The organism is Faecalicatena orotica (genome assembly GCF_905197545.1).
Classification (GTDB): domain Bacteria; phylum Bacillota; class Clostridia; order Lachnospirales; family Lachnospiraceae; genus Faecalicatena_A; species Faecalicatena_A orotica.
Genome location: NZ_CAJJZH010000003.1, coordinates 162,478 through 180,511, shown reverse-complemented (window position 1 = coordinate 180,511; position 18,034 = coordinate 162,478). Strand labels below are relative to the sequence as shown.

Sequence of the window (18,034 nt, the reverse complement as noted above, 5' to 3'; positions counted from 1 at the left end):
TTCTCTCCTTTCTATCCCGCTGATCCTCCCTATGGCTCCAGCCACGGGTCTATCATAACTTTGAGTGCCTGTCCTTTTGTGATCATGTCCATTCCCTTCACTACATCATAAAGCGACACCTTTGCATTGATATATTTTTCTGCATGTATATGCCCGTTTTCAAGTGCCGACAGTGCGTCATACAGCCCGGAAGCCGGATACGAAAAAGCTCCTGTCAGTGTGATTTCCCCATAGTGTATGAGGTTTGAATTCAGGTTGCTGATCTCATTATGTTTCGGCACCCCTCCGTAAATCACTACTCTGCCGCGCTTACGCACCATTTCCAGCGCCTCCTGATGAACCATGACTGAAGGAACCGCACAGATGACAATATCCGCTCCCCTGTTTCCAGTCCTAGATCGTACTTCATCAACCAGTTCTTCCGAACATCTTGCCCCGTCAAGAAGCAGGTCCGGCTGAAAAGACGCCGCCATATCAAGCTTGTCTCTTCCAATCATAATAATCTGCGCCGCCCCTCTGGAACGTGCCACCTCACAATGCAGGCATCCCACGGGACCGTCCCCTATGATGACTACCGTTTCCCCCAATGATACCTGGTTCCTCTCCTGACAGGCAAGAACGGCAGAACAGGTTTCTGCAAAAGCAGCATGCTCATAACTCATACCTTCCGGTATCAGTTCCACGAACCCCCGCTTAAGCACCTCACCGGGGAGCGCTATATATTGCGCATAGCCGCCCGGGTAATGCGTCCCCAGCATCTTATGGTGTTCACAAAGATTCACAAGCCCCCGTTTGCAATACCAGCAGCTGCCGCAGCTCACATCCGGTGCAAGCGCCACCCTCTGTCCCGTATGGAAAACCTCGGCCTGCTCTCCGGTCTCCACGACTTCCCCCGCTATTTCATGCCCCATAATCTGGTCCAGGATGCCGTCTTTAAGCCCGTTATGAAAATTCCTCACGTCGCTTCCGCAGATCCCACAGGCATATATCTTGATCAAAACACCATCTGCAGGGCAGTCCGGGATGGGTCTTTTCTCAATTTCCATGTGTCCAATATCTTTAAACACTGCCGCATTCATGATTCCTTTCATTTCACATCCCCAGCCTTTCCAAGCAGTCTGTCCCCCACGGCACCGCCCGGGTGGATCACTGCAAATTGTTCTCTTGTATAACCTCTGAGCTGCATCATCGCGATACAAATAGCATCAAACGTAGATATCACGGCCAGCGTACTTGCCGTAGCCAGCATGTTAAATCTGCAGGGTTCCCGCTCAACCTTAATTTGAAGATAAATATCCGCTTCTCTGGCCAGTATGGATTCCGGATTCTCCGAAACGCTGATCAGTACCGCGCCCCTTTTCCTGCACGCCGGTATAAGCCGGACTAATTCCTGCGTATTTCCGCCTTTGCTGATTAAAATCAGCAGGTCCTCCTGAGCAAGTACACCGAGTCCGCCATGCACCGCGTCCGATGGCACAAGAAACAGAGCCGGTCTGTCCACACAGTTTAAGGAATGGGCAATTTTTCTGGCAGCCATAGCCGATGTCCCGCAGCCGGACAGAACAATCTTCCCTTTACATTCTTTGATTGCATGTACTGTCTGTAAAACCCCATCGTCGTTTGGCAGTTCCGTCAATTTCTGCAGGGCATCCGCTTCCATACTGATACACCTGTCTATCTCACAAAGTATCTCTTTGTCATTCATACAAACGCCTCCTGTACTAATTCTTGCTTCTTGTAGCAAGGCTCATCCGCAGAATATCAATATATACAGACAAAACAATGATGATACCTTTAACGATCAGCTGCATATAAGAATTGACACCTGCCAGATTCAATATGTTACTGATTATTCCCATCATCAGACAGCCTATGAGTGTTCCAAATAAAGTACCGCTCCCACCTGTCATAGAAACGCCACCTACAACACAGGACGCAATTGCATCCAATTCAGCACCCTCGCCGATTACCGGCTGTCCGGATCCGAGTCTCGATATCAGGAGGATCCCTGAGAACGCCGACATAAATCCTGAAATCATATAGACCTGAATGATTGTACGATCAGTATTCACACCTGAATAACGGGCAGCCATCTGATTACCACCCACTGCATAAATCCGTCTTCCAAATTTGGTCTGGTTCAGTACAATCCAGAGAATAACGAAAGCAATAACCATATAGACTGCAGGCAGTGGAAATATTCCCAGATACCCTCCGCCTATGCTGGTGAACAGGCCCTTTGAAAATACAACAGGCTTCCCGTTCGTCATCACATAACAGGCCCCCCGAAGTACATTCATAGACGCCAGTGTGGCGATGAATGCGGGGATTCTCATCTTTGTAATCAGGATTCCGTTTATGGCCCCGAATATCAGCGCCACAATTAATGATAATCCTATCGCCAGAAAGGTATGCATCCCGGCCTGTGCGATCAGAATACTCGTCAGGCACCCGCATAATGTCATGAATGATCCGACGGAAAGATCAATATTTCCGGTCAGTATTACATATGTCATGCCAAATGCACAGAGAGCCGTGCATGCATTCGTCCGCAAAACGGTCATCATATTGTTAACAGTTAAAAATCTGGAATTTAATAATGAACTTATGATAAAGATCAGTACAAAAGCAGCCAGTACGCCTCCGTTTATCTTTAAGGCATCCACGACATTCCGCTGCCGGCTGCCGGGTAATTTTTCTTTTTCTTTCATGACATTCCCTCCATTCACTGCAGACCCAGCATATATCTCAGAATCTCCTGCTGATCAAAGCTGCTCCTGTCCCTGTATACTTTACAGATGCTCCCTTCCCGCATTACATATATCTGGTCACTCATATTGATTACCTCAGGCAGTTCCGATGACACCATGATGATGCTTTTTCCCTGATTCGTAAGCTCATCCATCAATGCATAGATTTCTGCCTTTGCGCCGACATCAATCCCTCTGGTCGGTTCATCGAGGATAATAATATCCTTCGATGCGGCCAGCCATTTCCCAAGCACGATTTTCTGCTGGTTGCCTCCCGAAAGATTGATTGCAAGCTGTTGCTGTCCTGATACTTTGATTGCTAATTTATCAATATATTTCTGAGCAATCTCCTCTTCCTTCCGCCTGTTTACCCCCAGATAATTCCACCGGATAAAATGGGGCAGAATCCCTATGCTCAGATTAAACCGTACATTATTGCGGAGAATGAGCCCTTCGTGCTTCCGGTCCTCAGGCACAAGGCATATCCCTGCATCCAGAGCCTGTCTGGGATTCCTGAAAAACACTTTTCTGCCGGACAGTTCCAGCTTTCCTGCTCCGGGCGGAACAATCCCTGACAGCATCTCCACCAGTTCCGTCCTGCCCGAACCCACAAGTCCGGCGAACCCGATAATCTCACCCTTACGCAGTTCGAAACTGGCATCCTTTACTTTTCCGTCACTCCGGGTAAGCCCCTCTCCCTTCATAACCACTTCACCGATTTTCCGGCTGCTTCTGGCAAAATACTGTTCCAGATCGTATCCGACCATCATATGTACAAGTTCATCCTGTGTAATGCTTTCTGCCTCAGCAGTTGCCACATTGCTGCCATCCCTGAGTACTGTAATCCGGTCTGCTATCTGGAAAATTTCATCCATACGGTGTGAAATGTACACGATTGTAATCCCCCTGCTTTTCAGCCTGCGTACCAGATCAAAAATCTTATCGACTTCTTTTTGTGACACAGATGCAGTGGGCTCATCCATCACCAGTATGCGGACCTGCTTATTAATCGCCTTTGCAATCTCCAGCATCTGCTTTTGGGCCGTACTCAGTGTAAACACCCGGTTATAGGCATGAAAACCTGCATTCAGAGACTGAAGGATTTCTTCACATTCCCCGAATATTTTCTTCTTATCAATGAACCCAGCCCTGTTCGCCGGTTCCATTCCCATAAAGATGTTATCGGCCACTGTCAGTTGTTCTGCCAGCACCAATTCCTGATGTATTACACTAATTCCCAGCTTCATGGATTCGCCCGGTGTCCTGATATCCACTTTTCGTCCATCGAGCTCAATACTGCCGCTGTCGATCGGATAGATTCCGCCAAGGCATTTGATCAATGTGGATTTCCCAGCCCCATTCTCTCCCAGCAGCGCATGAACCTCCCCTTTACGCAGTTCCATGCTGACTCCCTTCAAAGCCTTTACTCCGGGAAAGGATTTTGTAATGTCTTTCATCCTTAAAATGATTTCTTCCATAAGCCCATCCTTTTCATTCGTGAGTCTTCTAATATAAGAGCGCACTAACACTGCTGCTGTGCGCTCTTTACATGCCGCCTATTTCTCGTAGTAATCATCCACATTAGAAGCATCTACATAAATAACGTCTACATAGGTCAGCCAGTCATGGTCGATCTTCCCGCCGCCAAGGACAGTATAAACATCCTCCGTCGCAATCCTTGCCAGTTCATCCGGCTGCTGACGCGCTGTTCCTGTATAGTCTCCGTCCACGATACAAGCATATTCATCCTGAGAACCATCCACGCCATATATCAGGCATCCGCCGTCCGGCCCGCAGTCTACGCCTGCTGATTCAAGGCCACGCATAAATGCGATGGAAATGGGACCTCCGCCTCCAAACACACAGGAAATCTCATCGTATTTTGCCGCCCAGGATTCTGCAACCGCCATCTCTGCCTCCTGTGTTACAGGCGTCGGCTGTGTTCCTTCCAGAACAGTGATATTGTCATGTTTTGCTATTGTATCAAGGAATCCCTGCACACGTGTCGTTACAGCCTCATTTTCCTCATAAATCATATGGCAGACCGTACCGTCTTTGCCATCCAGCCTTTTAATAAAGTCCTCTGCACAGAGCACGCCTGCACCGTAATTATCAGATACCGTCTGAGATACAAGGACGCCTTCGCTCTCTTCAATATCAAGCAGTACATCAGCCGCGGAGATTACAACACCCTTCCCTGCTGCTTCCCTCAACGCCTCTACCGGCGCAGTTGCATTTGGGGATTCCATGACAATACCGTCCACACCCGCTGCCATCAGGTCGTCAATACATTGAAGGAGCGTCTCAGAATCATCATTTGCAGCCAGCACAATTGCCGTATCACCTTTTGACTCTACAATCTCTTTAAACTTCTCGGCAAAAGCAATACAATGTGTATTAGCATCATTAATGATGACACAGCCAATCGTATATCCGTCCGTCTTTTCACCGTCTGCTGTATCTTCTGTTGACTTATCCGCTTCTTTTGGTTCATCAGATGACGAATTTCCGCACGCTGCCAATGACAAAACCATGAGTCCCGTTATGATCCATGCAATTATTTTTCTCTTCATACCTTTTTCCCTCCACTTTCTTTCATCAGATACCCCTGATTGCAATCACTCTGGCAGCACATGAATCAACCCGTTTCATCCGTAATGGCAGAACAAATAAGGTTACCCGCTCCTCTTTTACTGACTCCAGATTTGTAAGTGATTCGATGATTGCCGTATTATTTTCAAAACAATTTGTGTGGTTTGGCTGGCGGTCATCATCAGGCACCTCGATACCTGACGCATCCGTACCAATAACCGGCGGATTAAATTTTTCCAGAAGCCAGAGGATCGCTTCTTTCTCTACATGTGGAAAAGGTTCCCAGTCCGGATCATGGAATTTTTTATCAAATCCGGTGTAAAAAAGTATCATGTCGCCCGGCTCAAGCTGATCTTCATATCTTTTGATCTCTTCCAGAGTAATGAATTCCCCGGCTTTTTTCCCTGTACAATCCATGACAAACGCTTCACCCACCAAACGTTCAACAGGATACTGTGCGCAGTCCGGCCCGTCAAATTTATGATGGAAAGGCACCTCCACATGTGTGCCGACATGAGAATGCATTTTTACTTCACTCTCTATGTACCACACATCTTTTGCATGCGCACGGGCATTTCCGTTCGGATCCAGTTCTACCACATCACGATAAGAAGATTCAAAGGGGAAATTCTCTTTCCCAGATTCTAAAACATGGTTCAGTTCTACAATATCCTCTCTTTTTACTTTCATAATATCCTCCTTTTCTTTTTTATTATTTTGTACAGGTTTTGCTTTCTTTTTTATTCGAAACCTTTTCTCCTGTTAGGCAAATCATAGCACATGGATTTTTACTTTTCAATACATATTTTCATTTTTATTTATAAAAAGTGAAAATGAAAGCATTTTCTACATTTTGTACAAAATCAGGGTTCAAATTCTGTTTATTCTGCCACCATACATTTTCACCCGGTTCATTTTCTTCAGATTTATGCCAATACCACATTGTCATTTCCCCCAATATATGGTAGAATGCACTTAACCTTACAAGAACTCACGCAAAGGTAAAATTAACTGTGGAGGCGGAAAGATTTGATTACCAAAAACAGGCCAACCAATAAAGAAAGCAAAGAAATATCACACGCTTGTCTCATTAAATTTCATTTTATTTATGACAATCTGAAATCAGCAGAACGAAAAGCCGCTGATTTTTGTCTGAGTAACCCTTCTGATGTAGCTACTCTGACTATCAGCGAGGTTGCTGAACGGAGCGGCTGCAGCGAGGCCACCCTTGTGCGTCTGGCGCGCCGTCTTGGATATACTGGATACCCTGAATTACGAGCCAGCATCCGTGCGAAAGAATATGAAGATATCTTCCATTATATCGGCATCTCAGCATCAGACGGTCTTGAGACAATCGCATCCAGTGTCTTCAATTCCTGTGTACTATATCTTCAGGATTCCCTGCAGTCCATCGACTATGAAGCGCTGTCCCGGGCAATCGACCAGCTCACCGGGTCAGGGCGGCTTGTATTTGCCGCTTCAGGAGATGCACATTTTATCGCCGCTTCAGCTGCACAGAAGTTCATGCGCATCGGCTATCAGACAACAGCATCTTCTGACTTCGATTCCCAGCTGATCGCACTCTCCCAGATGACTCCGGAAGATGCACTTATCTGTATCTCACATTCCGGGAAGACACGTAATGTCTGCAATCTGGCTAAGGTGGCACGGGAACATGGCATCCCTGTCATTACAATTTCCAATTTCCCCGGTGCCCCGCTGGCAAAGCACTCTGACATCCTTTTACTGACAGCATCTTTTTCTTATGAGGTAATGGATGAGGTGCTGGCTAAGCGTGTGCCTGCATTGTGCCTGCTGGATACCCTGTACCTCTCTGTATTGATGAAAAGACAGGACAGCCTGCAGCCGCTCCTTGACAACGTCAATGAGTACCTTTCTCTCAATAAGCAGTAAGCATCTGTTTGAGCATCTGTTTTAGTTTTATAACCTCTTCCTTTTTATGTTCTTCCTATGTTAGAATGATACTAACAACCTAAGGTACGGCACATAAAAAATAACGTATTAATTGGAGGGATAGCATGTTAAACAGCACGGATATCAGAAAGGTATGCAGTGAGAATGGAATCAGGATGATTGATTTCAAGATGACAGACTTAGACGGGAGATGGCGTCATATTACGATCCCAGTGGAGAGGTTCAACGATGATATTTTTGTATATGGCATTGGATTTGACGGATCTAATTACGGGTATGCTCCGGTCGAAAAGAGTGATATGGTCTTTATCCCGGACCCGGAGACTGCGGTTGTCGATCCGTTCACTGAAATTCCTACATTGACCATGTGTGGCAATGTATGTGTGATCGGCAGGGAGAATACACCGTTTGACCAGTATCCGAGAAACGTCAGCCTGCGGGCAGTTGAGTATATGAAGTCGGAGGGCATCGCAGATGAGATGCTGATCGGACCCGAATTCGAATTTCATTTATTTGACAATGTAAGCTACATGGTGGAACCTCAGAAAACGTCCTTTACCGTAGATACCAGACAGGCATCCTGGAACAGCGGGATCGAAGGGCCCCAAAATGCAGGTTTCCAGGTGCCTAAAGGGGGCGGATACCATATTGCAGCGCCGCACGATATCGCCTACAGCCTAAGAAGTAAGATGTGTATGTACATGCAGGACTGGGGAGTCGATGTCAAATACCATCACCACGAAGTCGGCGGTTCCGGACAGATGGAGATCGAAGTGGAACTCGGCGATATGGTTGATATGGCCGATAAGACTATGATTATCAAGTATATCATCCAGAATGCCGCTGTAAAAGAGGGCAAGACCGCAACATTTATGCCTAAGCCGATCTACGGGGAGGCCGGGAATGGGATGCATGTACATATGCTCCTTATGAAGGACGGCGAACCGGTATTCTATGACGAAAACGGATACTCCGGTTTAAGTGAAACAGCACATTATTTTATCGGGGGACTGCTGAAGCATGTTGCTTCTCTGTGTGCACTGACCAACCCATCCACAAACTCCTTTAAGAGGCTTGTCCCGGGATATGAGGCCCCTGTCACAATTGGGTATGCAACCTCTAACCGGAGTGCGGTCATCCGTATTCCGGCCTACGCTAAGTCTCCGAAGGCAAAACGCTTCGAGCTCAGGAACCCGGACGCGACGGCGAATCCTTATTACGCTTATGCGGCAATCCTGATGGCCGGACTGGACGGCATCAAGAACAAGATTGACCCGTCAGTAAACGGCTGGGGACCTTATGACTGTAACTTATATGAACTTCCTGAGGAAGAAAAGGCAAAGATCCAGTCGCTTCCAAAGACACTGGATGAGGCATTGGACGCTCTGGAGGCTGACCATGATTATCTGACAGCCGGCGGTGTATTCCCCGAGAGGCTGATTCAGATCTGGCTGGAACGCAAACGGAAAGAAAGCCTTGAAATTTCACAGATCCCGCATCCGGCGGAATTCGAAAAGTATTATGATTTATAATTTCTGAATAACAGAACAGCAGGGCAAGCCGGATCGCATCCGTCTTACCCTGCTGTTTTATTTTTCTGACTCGTAATCTTCGATTAATTTTTTCTCCGCATCTGTCAGCTCACATTTTTCCAGTAAATCAGGACGCCGTTCTTTCGTACGCAGAACAGACTGTTCCCGCCTCCACTTTTCAATGTTTGCATGATGTCCCGACAGCAACACTTCCGGCACCTTCTTCCCATGCCATTCCTCTGGACGAGAGTACTGCGGATACTCCAGCAGATTATCCTGGAAGGATTCAAACTCCGCGGATACATCATTATGGAGAACACCGGGAACGAGTCTCGAAATCGCATCCACCATAACCATCGCCGGAAGCTCCCCGCCGGTCAGCACATAATCTCCGATCGAAACGTAGTCCGTCACGATCTCTTCCAACACCCGCTCATCGATTCCTTCATAATGTCCGCACAGCAGGACCAGTTCCTCCTCCTGTGCAAGTTCCTCAGCCATCTGCTGGTTAAATGTCTGCCCCTGCGGTGAAAGATATACCACTCTGGGAGCCTTTTCAAGCTTTCCGGCAACCGCCTCGTAGGCTAAGTATACCGGCTCCGCCTGCATCAGCATGCCCGCACCGCCCCCATAAGGGTAATCGTCCACACTCTGGTGCTTATTAAATGCATAATCCCGGATATTCACGGCCTCAATAGACAGAAGGCCTTTCCCTGCCGCACGTCCGATGATACTTGTGTTCAGTCCGTCCATGACCATATCCGGAAATAAGGTTAAAATATGAAAATTCATGTTTCTTTCGCTCCTCTATATCAGTCCGTCCAGCAGATGTACCTTCATAGTCTGTTCTTCCACGTTCACATCCAGTATACAATCATGGATTGCAGGGATCAGCACTTCCCCATGCTCCTTTGAATCCACAACATAGACTTCATTTGCCCCGGTCTCAATAACATCTTTGAGCACGCCAAACTCACCGTCTTCGGTAAATACCGTCATCCCGATCAGATCAGCGATGTAATACTCATCTTCCTCCAGTGGAGAAGCATTTTCGCGTGTTACAAGAAGGCTCTTCCCTTTATATTTTTCAATATCATTTATGTTATCAATTCCTTTGAACTTTACGATTACAAACTGCTTGAAAAACTTCACACCCTGAATCTCCATCGGAATCTGCTCTTTTCCTGTATCCAGTATTACATTTTTTAACACCTTAAATCTTGCCGGGTCATCCGTTGTCGGGAAAACCTTCACTTCACCCCGGATTCCATGAGTAGATGAAATAATCCCTACCTGTAAGTATTGTTCCATACCTGTCTCCTATATCTGTACCTTGGCAGGACGAATCTGTCTGCCGGTATCTCTATTTACCATCTCTGCCGGAAAAAACGGTCCGGCAGGAAAAAGAAAGGGGCAGTCACTCGATGCTCATAATGCATGAAGGCTGTCCCTTACGTTCTCTTGCTATTGCACGATGTCAACAACAACTCTCTTATCTTCCTTGGCAGCAGCTGCCTTAACCACAGAGCGGATTGCTTTTGCAATGCGTCCCTGCTTTCCGATAACCTTGCCCATATCGCCGTCAGCGACACGAACCTCGATTACCGTAGTTCTGCCGTCCTGTCTCTCAGAAACAACAACGCTGTCCGGATCGTCTACTAATGCTTTCGCAATTACTTCAACCAGTTCTTTCATTTAAGCCACCTCCGCGGAACAGCTTATTTCTCAATACCTGCTGCTTTTAAGATTTTTCCAACTACTTCTGTAGGCTGAGCTCCGTTGTTTAACCACTTCTTAGCTGCTTCCTCATCAACTTTGATTCCGCTTGGCTCCAGGTTCGGATCATATGTTCCGATTTCCTCGATAAACTTTCCATCTCTAGGAGATCTTGAATCTGCAACTACGATTCTATAGAAAGGAGCCTTCTTCTGTCCCATTCTTTTTAATCTGATTTTAACTGCCATTTTCTTTCACCTCTTCTTAATATTTTTTCTTTTTGTCTGATCCCGTTTAAGGACCTGCTAGCAAACTGCCATGCAGCCTGCTATGTAATGTATGTGTTAAAAAGGAAGTTTAAACTTGCCTTTCTTACCACCTCTGCCGCCCATCATGCCTGGAAGCTTCTTCATCATCTTCTTGGCTTCATTGAACTGCTTGACCATGCGGTTGACTTCCGCAATGTCCACTCCGGCGCCTTTCGCGATCCGGTGCTTTCTGGATGGGTTCAAAAGATCCGGATTCCTTCTCTCTTCCAGTGTCATGGAATAGATCATGGCCTCCATCCTTGCCATCCTTTTTTCATTCTCCTCGTTGTCGAGGTCGGGCATCTTGCCGCCCATGCCGCCGAGTCCAGGCATCATTCCCATAATGCTTGAAAGACCGCCCATCTTCTTCATCTGGTTCATACTCTCCAGATAATCATCAAAATCAAACTGGGCCTTCTTCATCTTCTGCGTCATCTGTCTGGCTTTTTCTTCATCGATCTCAGCCCCTGCTTTTTCAATCAGGGTCAGGACATCTCCCATACCTAAAATACGGGAAGCCATTCTATCTGGATAAAACTGTTCCAAATCGGAAAGTTTTTCACCCATACCTACATAGAGAATCGGTCTTCCGGTCACTGCTTTGATAGAAAGCGCTGCACCACCTCTGGTATCACCGTCTAACTTGGTTACGATCACACCGTCGATTCCGATCTTCTCATTAAAACTTCCGGCAACATTCACCGCATCCTGTCCTGTCATGGCATCCACAACAAGGATTGTCTGATGCACGGTAACTGCCTCCTTAATCTCCTGAAGTTCTCCCATCATGTCTTCATCAATATGAAGACGTCCGGCCGTATCCAGAATCACAATATTGTTGTTATTCTTCCTGGCATGCTCTAACGCAGCCTTTGCAATATCCGCAGGCTTGTTCTTATCTCCCATCGAGAAAACTTCAACGCCCTGCTTTTCTCCATTTATCTGTAACTGCTTGATTGCCGCAGGTCTGTATACATCACATGCGACAAGCAGCGGTTTCTTTCCCTTCAGCTTGAACTTTCCGGCGAGCTTTGCCGTCGTGGTCGTCTTACCTGCACCCTGAAGGCCGGCCATCATAATCACAGTGACCGCGCTTCCCGGCTGAAGCTGGATCTCAGTCGTCTCCGACCCCATCAGATTGACCAGCTCTTCATTCACGATCTTGATCACCATCTGCCCCGGATTCAGCCCGTTCATGACATCCTGTCCGACCGCACGTTCCTGCACACTCTTAATGAATCCCTTCACGACCTTAAAGTTAACATCCGCTTCCAGCAGTGCCATCTTTACTTCCTTGAGAGCTGTCTTCACATCATCTTCCGTAAGCCGCCCTTTACTGCGGAGGTTCTTAAATACGTTCTGAAGCTTTTCAGTTAAACTGTCAAATGCCATTCTATAACTCCTCTATTATCGTATCCGAAATCTTCCGGATTCTCTCAGCCATCTTTTCAGGTTCCATTCCCTGCTTCTCATATGAATCGAGAACTTCGTTAATCTTATGAACCTTTTCCTTAATCGAAAGGAACTTTTCCACCAGATGCAGCCTGACTTCATAGCCTTCCAGAATCTTCTGGCAGCGCTTCACCAGATCGTGAACACCCTGTCTGCTGATTCCCGCATCCTGTGCAATCTCACTCAAGGATAAATCCTCAAGTACAAACTGTTCGTAAATGTCTTTCTGGTGATCTGTGAGAAGTTCACCATAAAAATCGTATAACAACGCCTGTTCTAAAATCTCATTCACATTCATCACCTTAGTTATCATACACAAAAGTAAAACAGGTGTCAAGTATTTTTTCTTGACACCTGTCTCTTCTTTTGAAAATGGATAACAATTCACAGCATACTGATACATTCCCTTAAAGAAAGTATCTGGGAATCTGGAACACAAATACCGTCAATCCCGGCTGTAATCAATTCTCGTATCAGCGTCCCATCCCTCCTGATTTTTCCACAGAGAATAAATGTGGCTCCCGCCTTTTTCGTATTGCCGCAGATCAACATAAGCAGCCTCATTACAGACGGATAAAAACCTTCTGTGTCCTCCGGATATTCCTGATCTGTAAGATGTACAGCCAGCATATTTTCTGTCAGCTCTTTTAAAAAAACACCGATAAAATCTACATTGTCTGCAAGTATGTCACTGATCATCCCCGCACCAGCCGTTTCAATCAAGATTCCTGTCGGGATATCCTTGAATGGAATCCGCTCAGACTCTAGTTCCTCTTTTGTTTCTTTTATCAAGCCTTTCACGACATCCAGTCTGCTGATTGTTGCCACATGGTAAAAACCAAGTGAACAGGCTCCATAAGCACTTACTTTGAGTGCGGCTTTCATTTGAATCTTCAGTCGTTCCTTAGATTCTTCCCCTCCATCCTCTCCGATGATCAGTTTCCTCCTGGCCCTTGTTCCCATCAGATTTTTATATGCCTCATAAAGACACACCTCTGTAAACGGAGCATACCAGTTTCGAAACAAAGCCACACCTTCACCCTCAAATCTTCCGGCCCTGCTTATATCGGCCTTATCCTGTATCCAGCTGTAAAGCGGTACAGATTTTCCTTCCTGAGTCAGTGTCGCCTTCCCTTTCATCGTACGGATCAGCTTCTGGGAGTCCCTGATTTTCTTCAGCGCCATCTCTTTTACTTCATCATCGGGCCGCAGATAAAGGCATTCCTCCTCGCAGTCCAGAATGGCTTCCTCTCCATGCCAGTTTTTCTTGATCCTTGTCTGAATCATCATTGGCAGCTCCAGTACCCTTGCAATCATCGCCGTGTGGGAATTGGCCGAGCCGAACCGCGTCACAAGGCCAAGCAGTTTTTCTCTTTCAATCTGTATTAATTCGCTCGGTGCCATATCTTCCGCTACCAGTATGACCGGCTCGTTTTCAGGGGCCTGCTGCTTTTCCTTTCCGGTCAGAATATGTTCCAGTCTTTCTGTCACATCCATAATATCAATAGATTTTGTCCGGAAATATTCATCCTTCATGCCAGTAAAAAATCCGGAAAACATATCTCCCGTCAGCGCGACCGCATATTCCGCCCTTTTCCCCTGTTCCTGAATCAGCTGTATAACCGCATCATTATAGTCTTCATCCTCCAGTATCATAGCCTGTACTTCAAAAATGGCCGCTGTATCCTGATCAATCTCCTCCGAGACTTTTTCATACAGGAGATTCAGCTGCTCAACAGCCCTTACTTTTGCATTCTGGAATCTCCTCATTTCTTCTGCCTTATCCTGGCCGTCCTGCTGCCTGATATCCGGTTTCTGTTTCGAATAGACAAATACAGTGCCGGCAGCGACACCGGGAACTACCAGCTTTCCTTCATACTTTTCCATTCCGGCTCTCCTGTTGATCTATAAATTCTTCTGAAAATACTGTTCCAGTATCTGTGCCTCTTTTGCCTCATCCGGACCTTCCAGCGTTACCGTTACTTTTACTTCCTTTGAAACCCCTAACTTCAATACTGCCAGCAGCTTTTTAGCATTGGCCCTTTTCCCCTGTGCTGACAGGATAACTTCCGAAGTATAGGACTGGGTCTGTTTCACAAGCATTGCTGCCGGCCTCGCGTGAATTCCTATTTCACATTTAATCGTATAGGTAAATGATTCCATCTCTTCCTCCTGTCATATATCAGGGTGCCGCTTCTTAAAAGATTCCGAAGAATGAACCCACCACACTGACTGCCATAACAGAAAGGCAGATGAGTCCATACCTGTTTGTTTTCTTCATAATAAAATAGATCAAAAATAGCGCGCCCAGCGGCAGAATCCCGCCTACGATAGAATCCAGTGCCTCCTGCAGTACAATGGCATCATTGTTTCCGATCACAATCTCAATCGGAGTCGCCAGAGAAACATAACTTGCTCCCAGGGCGCCCATCATAAACATACCCAGAATACTGGAAATGGTAGTCAGTTTACTGATCAGATTTCCGCCTAAGATCGCTGTAAATGCACTCTTTCCCATCCTGTACCCCATCTGGTACAGATATCGTCCCTCGAGATACATCAGCACTGCAAATATGATGGCAATGACTGCACCCAGAGGGTTCCCTTTTATCGCCAGATCACAGCCGATCCCAAGAAATATCGGCTTCAGTACCGTCCAGTTCAGAGAATCCCCCAGCCCCGCGAACGGTCCCATCAGGCCAACCTTTAGACTGGTGATGATCGAGTTTTTTTCTTCCTCGGGGAGTTCAACCATAGTCTCTTCCATCGACACGGTTGCCCCTACAACTGTTGCCCCGATACAGCCTTCTGTATTAAATAGTTCCGACTGCCTTTTCAGTGCTTTTTTCAGTCCCTCCGGATTATCTTTATATAATTTTTCCAGTATATGAAGCTGAGAGCGGCACATGCCGATTCCCTGCATCCTCTCGTAAGAGTGTCCTACTTCTGCCCACTGGTGCCATCCATTATAAGCCTTTCTGATATCTTTCTTAGTCAGGACAGATTCTTTCTCTTGATTTTCAGCCATATTTCCACCTACCCTCTCTACTGCTTTTCCGTTCTGAAAGCAGACACATTCCACATAATCGCTACAACACAGCCGCCCATAATGGCCGCCCCGATTACAGAAACTCCGAATAGTATAACCATGAAATATCCCATCAGGAATACAGGAATCATCTTTGGCCGGTCAATCACCTTCAGCGTTACCATAATACCAATTGCAGGCAGTATACCACCGGCTACATTTAACCCGTTCACAATCCACTCCGGCATCTTCTCAACAAGTGCCATGACAACAGTAGATCCAAAATAAACACCGATAAATGCAAATGGGAATGAGATTACGAAATCAATGGCTGCAGTCAGCCATGTCATTCTTTTGATCCCCCTGATATCCCCTCTGTCGACATATTTATCCACAACATGGGCCATATAGTTGTTTACTGAATAGAAAAACGGGGTATTCATATTGCCGATCAGTCCCACCGCGATACACAGCGGCAAGGCTGTTTTAACATCCATGCCTGTAATCAGTGCCAAAGGAATCGTAATACATGAGGCAAGGCAGATATCCGACGGCTCTACCCCGCCGGATGCCACCTGGCTGATCGTCAGGAGGGTAATCTGTCCGCCAAGAATCATAGCAGTGGAAATATCACCGGTTACAATGCCGAATATAAGGCCATGTACAAGACCACACAGCCAGAATATATTCATCGGCACATAGAACATTTCCGTATTGGCATAACCATATATAATGCCGGAAATAATAGCGAGCTTCAACGTCATATAGATTCCCTCCCTACTTCTTCATCTTTTTCTCAATTACAGAATACTTCAGTTCTCTGTCATCCGGCACATTCTGCATGCAGATCGTGACACCGCTCTCCTTCATTTTTTCCAGCATCCCGGCCTCTGCATCACTTAGAAAAATATATTTGCACACATCTGTTTTTCCTGGTTCCTTCGGGCAGTTTCCAAGCTGTACTTTGTCCATCGGCATTCCCTCTTCGAATGCTTTATAGCAGGACTCTACTGTCTGGAACAGTACAAGCAGGGTTTCATCCTGAAATGTATCTGCCTTCCATTTTTCAATAAAGTCTGAGGTCCCGAGAAGACTGAATTCATAATTCTTAGGCGCCGCCATTTTATATACAAGCATCATCATCTCATCTTTACAGAGCACGTCATCAATGACTACAATCCGGTCCGGATGGACCGCCTTGCTCCACCTGACTACCACCTGTCCATGCACCAGTCGGTAATCTATCCTGATTAATCCTATATTTGCCATTCCTTTACGCCCCTTCCTCTTACTCGTTAAAGTTCATGATACCCTCCTGTCCGTCCAGAACGAGCTGTTTCGCCATATCCGCCAGGGAATCAGTCTCCTGCCTTAATTCTACCGCACTTAAGAGCATAGGCAGGTTCATTCCCAATACCGCATACACCTCTTTCTTCTGTACCAGAGAGTATTTTCTCAACTGGTTGCAGGGTGTTCCGCCCATCAGATCTACCAGACAGATACAGCCCTTTTTATAACTTTCCATCGCCTTTACAAAACTTTTATAAAACTCTTCTACATTATCCCCTTCTTCCAGCGAGAAAGCCGCCACATTATCTACTTCAGAATAAATCAGCTCCATTGTCTCGAAGAGAGCCTTTGCATAAGGCCCGTGGCTTAAAAGTAATATTCCGGGCTGGGACTGATTTATTTTAGCTGCATCAAAAACGCTTTCCATAGTCCATTCCCTCCTATTCATCCCAGGACGGCTCCAGCATTGTCAGCCCAAGCCTTTCCGCTTCCAGAGAAATTCTACTGATCTCATCATCCGTAAGCGTCCACTCGAAAGCCTCACAATTTCGTTTTGCCTTACCTGCATTATGCGCCCCAATCAGGGCTGTCCCTATATATGGCTGCTGTGTGCTCCAGTTGACCGCCACCTGCGACACCGGCCGGTTATGGGCCTTCGCTATATCATCCATTGTCTCCAGTAGCTTCATAATGTTTGAAAACACCGGCTCCCTATAGTAAAGAGAATAAAAATTATTCCGGATATCATTCTCTTCAAATTCTGGAATATGCCGGTAAATACCAGACAGGATACCTCCGCCCAGCGTCCCGTATGACATGGTGTCAATGCCCTGTTCTTTTGCCCACAGAATCATCTCTTTATTTGTCTGGTTTAAAAGGGAAAAGGATGGCTGGATCACGTCAATCCTTCCGTATTTCATCGCCTCTTCCGTCTCCTCTTTTGTAAAATTAGACAGGCCGGTGAATCTGATTTTCCCCTGTCTCCTCAATTCTTCCAGAGCCCCCATTGTCTCTTCTATAGGTGTTTCCCGATCCGGTTCATGTATAAAATAGAAGTCTATGTAGTCTGTCTGCAGGTTTTTCAGAGACTCTTCGCACTGCCGGATTACTGACGGATAGGATGCCGAATTAATACACTCCTCTTCCGGGTCAGGAAGCAGGCCGCATTTCGTGGAAATCAATACTTTATCTCTCTTTCCTTTTACCCCTCTGCCAACCAGTCTTTCCGAACTCCCCCAGCCATAAGCCGGGGCCGTATCAATCAGATTAACGCCTTCCCCAATCAGAACATCCATCGCCTTCAGACAGTCTTCTTCTGTAAATCTTCCGTAGAAGTTATTTCCCTGTGCATCTGCCCCTCCATTCCCCCAGCTTCCCAGTCCCAGTACGGAAACTCTGACATCTGCATTTTTAAAATGTTTATATCTCATT

Annotated in this window: 21 protein-coding genes; 2 read left to right on the top strand and 19 right to left on the bottom strand. The window is 46.4% G+C overall.

The annotated features are described in order from the left end of the window. Window positions 1–29 precede the first annotated feature (29 nt). The 6 genes from ABIN22_RS07620 to ABIN22_RS07595 form a co-directional block, all read right to left on the bottom strand. A complete protein-coding gene (locus tag ABIN22_RS07620) occupies window positions 30–1,091 on the bottom strand; it encodes an alcohol dehydrogenase catalytic domain-containing protein (protein ID WP_346907715.1) in 1,062 nt (353 codons plus the stop codon). Next, entirely contained in the window at window positions 1,088–1,705 is a 618-nt protein-coding gene (locus ABIN22_RS07615) for a KpsF/GutQ family sugar-phosphate isomerase (RefSeq protein ID WP_109732031.1), read from the bottom strand. Before ABIN22_RS07615 ends, ABIN22_RS07620 begins: the two co-directional genes overlap by 4 nt. 16 nt (window positions 1,706–1,721) lie before the next feature. Next, the gene (locus tag ABIN22_RS07610; protein ID WP_346907713.1) at window positions 1,722–2,711 is read right to left on the bottom strand and encodes an ABC transporter permease; all 990 of its coding nucleotides are present in this window, start codon (window positions 2,709–2,711) and stop codon (window positions 1,722–1,724) included. Between the two features lie 14 nt (window positions 2,712–2,725). After that, window positions 2,726–4,228: a sugar ABC transporter ATP-binding protein gene (locus ABIN22_RS07605; protein WP_346907711.1), complete on the bottom strand. Its 1,503-nt coding sequence runs from the start codon at window positions 4,226–4,228 to the stop codon at window positions 2,726–2,728. Between the two features lie 78 nt (window positions 4,229–4,306). Continuing rightward, complete coding sequence (locus ABIN22_RS07600; RefSeq protein ID WP_109732028.1) at window positions 4,307–5,323, bottom strand: sugar ABC transporter substrate-binding protein; 1,017 nt, start codon at window positions 5,321–5,323, stop codon at window positions 4,307–4,309. Window positions 5,324–5,348: 25 nt separating this feature from the next. After that, a complete protein-coding gene (locus ABIN22_RS07595; protein ID WP_109732027.1) occupies window positions 5,349–6,032 on the bottom strand; it encodes a cyclase family protein in 684 nt (227 codons plus the stop codon). Window positions 6,033–6,371: 339 nt separating this feature from the next. Between ABIN22_RS07595 and ABIN22_RS07590 the strand changes: the two genes are divergently transcribed. Continuing rightward, window positions 6,372–7,256: a MurR/RpiR family transcriptional regulator gene (locus ABIN22_RS07590; protein ID WP_346907708.1), complete on the top strand. Its 885-nt coding sequence runs from the start codon at window positions 6,372–6,374 to the stop codon at window positions 7,254–7,256. 125 nt (window positions 7,257–7,381) lie between these two features. Continuing rightward, the gene (gene glnA, locus ABIN22_RS07585; RefSeq protein ID WP_109732025.1) at window positions 7,382–8,809 is read left to right on the top strand and encodes a type I glutamate--ammonia ligase; all 1,428 of its coding nucleotides are present in this window, start codon (window positions 7,382–7,384) and stop codon (window positions 8,807–8,809) included. Window positions 8,810–8,866: 57 nt separating this feature from the next. Here glnA and trmD read toward each other — a convergent pair whose 3' ends face one another. The 13 genes from trmD to ABIN22_RS07520 all read right to left on the bottom strand — a co-directional run bounded on the left by trmD (window position 8,867) and on the right by ABIN22_RS07520 (window position 18,033). Then, window positions 8,867–9,601 (bottom strand): tRNA (guanosine(37)-N1)-methyltransferase TrmD, encoded by a 735-nt coding sequence (gene trmD, locus ABIN22_RS07580; protein ID WP_346907706.1) that lies wholly within the window; start codon window positions 9,599–9,601, stop codon window positions 8,867–8,869. Between the two features lie 15 nt (window positions 9,602–9,616). Then, on the bottom strand, window positions 9,617–10,120 hold the full coding sequence (gene rimM, locus ABIN22_RS07575; RefSeq protein ID WP_109732023.1) for a ribosome maturation factor RimM: 504 nt from the start codon (window positions 10,118–10,120) through the stop codon (window positions 9,617–9,619). 153 nt (window positions 10,121–10,273) lie between these two features. After that, a complete protein-coding gene (locus ABIN22_RS07570) occupies window positions 10,274–10,504 on the bottom strand; it encodes a KH domain-containing protein (RefSeq protein WP_009003358.1) in 231 nt (76 codons plus the stop codon). Between the two features lie 23 nt (window positions 10,505–10,527). Further along, on the bottom strand, window positions 10,528–10,773 hold the full coding sequence (rpsP, locus tag ABIN22_RS07565) for a 30S ribosomal protein S16 (RefSeq protein WP_009003357.1): 246 nt from the start codon (window positions 10,771–10,773) through the stop codon (window positions 10,528–10,530). 96 nt (window positions 10,774–10,869) lie between these two features. Further along, window positions 10,870–12,225 carry a signal recognition particle protein gene (gene ffh / locus ABIN22_RS07560; protein WP_109732022.1) on the bottom strand — a complete coding sequence of 452 codons (1,356 nt, stop codon included), beginning with the start codon at window positions 12,223–12,225 and terminating at the stop codon, window positions 10,870–10,872. A 1-nt stretch (window position 12,226) separates the two neighbouring features. Next, complete coding sequence (gene ylxM, locus ABIN22_RS07555) at window positions 12,227–12,598, bottom strand: YlxM family DNA-binding protein (RefSeq protein ID WP_109732181.1); 372 nt, start codon at window positions 12,596–12,598, stop codon at window positions 12,227–12,229. A 71-nt stretch (window positions 12,599–12,669) separates the two neighbouring features. Beyond that, window positions 12,670–14,172 (bottom strand): phosphoenolpyruvate-utilizing N-terminal domain-containing protein, encoded by a 1,503-nt coding sequence (locus ABIN22_RS07550; protein ID WP_346907702.1) that lies wholly within the window; start codon window positions 14,170–14,172, stop codon window positions 12,670–12,672. Between the two features lie 18 nt (window positions 14,173–14,190). Further along, window positions 14,191–14,448, bottom strand: coding sequence for an HPr family phosphocarrier protein (locus tag ABIN22_RS07545; RefSeq protein WP_109732020.1), 258 nt, complete (start codon window positions 14,446–14,448; stop codon window positions 14,191–14,193). Window positions 14,449–14,482: 34 nt separating this feature from the next. Beyond that, window positions 14,483–15,313 (bottom strand): PTS system mannose/fructose/sorbose family transporter subunit IID, encoded by an 831-nt coding sequence (locus tag ABIN22_RS07540; protein ID WP_118620659.1) that lies wholly within the window; start codon window positions 15,311–15,313, stop codon window positions 14,483–14,485. 17 nt (window positions 15,314–15,330) lie between these two features. Continuing rightward, window positions 15,331–16,077: a PTS mannose/fructose/sorbose/N-acetylgalactosamine transporter subunit IIC gene (locus ABIN22_RS07535; RefSeq protein ID WP_109732018.1), complete on the bottom strand. Its 747-nt coding sequence runs from the start codon at window positions 16,075–16,077 to the stop codon at window positions 15,331–15,333. 13 nt (window positions 16,078–16,090) lie between these two features. Then, window positions 16,091–16,582, bottom strand: a complete 492-nt coding sequence (locus tag ABIN22_RS07530; protein WP_109732017.1) for a PTS sugar transporter subunit IIB — start codon at window positions 16,580–16,582, stop codon at window positions 16,091–16,093. Between the two features lie 19 nt (window positions 16,583–16,601). Continuing rightward, entirely contained in the window at window positions 16,602–17,030 is a 429-nt protein-coding gene (locus ABIN22_RS07525; RefSeq protein WP_181368742.1) for a PTS sugar transporter subunit IIA, read from the bottom strand. A 13-nt stretch (window positions 17,031–17,043) separates the two neighbouring features. Then, window positions 17,044–18,033: an aldo/keto reductase gene (locus ABIN22_RS07520; protein WP_109732015.1), complete on the bottom strand. Its 990-nt coding sequence runs from the start codon at window positions 18,031–18,033 to the stop codon at window positions 17,044–17,046. Window position 18,034 lies beyond the last annotated feature (1 nt).